The 1,098-nt window shown below is 74.9% G+C and carries 1 protein-coding gene; it reads left to right on the top strand.

The genetic code is table 11. The features are described 5' to 3' along the window. The first annotated feature begins 449 nt into the window (after positions 1 to 449). Positions 450 to 1,013, top strand: a complete 564-nt coding sequence (locus tag SSBG_RS15185; protein WP_008746991.1) for a hypothetical protein — start codon at positions 450 to 452, stop codon at positions 1,011 to 1,013. Positions 1,014 to 1,098: the final 85 nt, after the last annotated feature.

Raw genomic sequence — 1,098 nt, 5'->3', positions numbered from 1 at the left:
GCTGCGCGACCGCGTCCAGCCCCGGCGGGCCCGCGCGGCGCGGATGCGCAGGCAGCAGCTCCGGATGAGGGCCTTCCGCTGGTGAGCGACCCCGCCCGGCCCCGTACCGGCGCGGTCCGAGGCGCCCCCCACGCCCGTAACGGCGCCCCCCGTACCCGTACCGGCGCCCCCCGTACCCGTACCGGCGGGCCGCCGCCCGTCCCCGGTGTGCGCGCCCGGACCACCCCAATGCCGACCCCGTTCCGGCGCGGCCACTGTTCCTGGGGCGGGCGGGCGGCGCAGACTCGGGGACGGAGTCGAGGCGGGCACGGACACAGAGCCGGGAACACTTCACCCGGCGACCGCGCTTCTGCCACGATTCCCCCGAAGGGGACGGGGACTTCGTACCGCCCTCCGCCCCCGGCCTCAGCCGGGCGACCGGCACCCTCAGAACCAGTGGGAGAGTCACGGTGTACTTCACCGCACTGCTCGCGCGCACCGAAGACGGGTGGGAAGCGAGCGACACGGAGCTGGACGATGTGGAGACCCTGTCCGACCTGACCGATCTGGCCAGGGAGTACGCGGAGAGGACCGGTGCCGAGGACGACACCGTGCTCGTCTACGTGGAGCAGGAGGAGGGGGCCTGGTTCGGCCTCGTCCGGGTCGACGGGGAGGACGATCCCCGCGTCTACGTCTCCGCCGCGCAGGCGGCGGCCCGCAGTTCGTACGGGGAGATCCTGCTCACCGACGAACTGCTCGGCCGGGAACCGGCCGCCGCCGACCCCTCGACCGATCTGGACGCCCTGGACCTCGACGGCACCGAGGAGGGCGACCCCGACCAGGAGGACACCGACCGCGAGGACTACGGCTCCGCGTCCGCCGACTCCGTACCACCGGGCCCGGTGGGCGACGCGGAGATCCTCGCCGACCTGGGCCTGGCCCCCGCCGACCTGCTCACGGTCGACGAGTCCGACCCGCTCGCCGCGATCGGCGAGGCCCTCGGCATCGGCGAACTGGCGGACGCCGTGCGCTGACCCGCCCCACCGCCCCCGCGCCGCCGTACGGGACCTCCCGTACGGCAGCGCTACGGTACGTGCCATGCAGCCCGACCCCGTACGA

This window comes from Streptomyces sp. SPB074, assembly GCF_000154905.1.
Classification (GTDB): Bacteria; Actinomycetota; Actinomycetes; order Streptomycetales; family Streptomycetaceae; genus Streptomyces.
The sequence above is the reverse complement of the archived record's forward strand: the minus strand, read 5'-3'. Positions and strand labels throughout refer to the sequence as shown.